This window comes from Halorubrum sp. SP9, from assembly GCF_005435015.1.
Taxonomy (GTDB): Archaea; Halobacteriota; Halobacteria; order Halobacteriales; family Haloferacaceae; genus Halorubrum; species Halorubrum sodomense.
Genome location: NZ_SGXU01000518.1, coordinates 1 through 345, shown reverse-complemented (window position 1 = coordinate 345; position 345 = coordinate 1). Strand labels below are relative to the sequence as shown.

General features: G+C 55.1%; 1 pseudogene. It reads left to right on the top strand.

Annotated elements, in window-relative coordinates:
• Nucleotides 1–58: 58 nt before the first annotated feature.
• Nucleotides 59–345 (top strand): annotated as a pseudogene (locus EXE45_RS21055) (hypothetical protein); the annotation flags it as partial.

Here is a 345-nt window from a genome sequence, read left to right as displayed (position 1 = left end):
GTTGCGGCCGGATGTCGTTATTCGGGACTTGAAACTCGGCCGGAATCACCCTGAGGAGATGTTCGAAGGTGCGGGGAGTCTCACGGTTACTGGCGAGACAATTGTGACTGTCGAGAACGTGGGGACCGGGCCTGAGAAGCTTACCAAACTCCACTTTGATGGTGATGTTCCCCGGCCAACGCCAGATAACCTTTCTGAGAGTGGAATCGCGGCAGTTGATCAACCGATCACGTATATGGAGCCGGTCATCGACACAGGGGAGACACGCACGATTTACTCTATGACGCTGCCGTTTGGAGCAAGCAGTGATGTTGTCAGCTGTACTCCAGACGGGACAAGCGGACA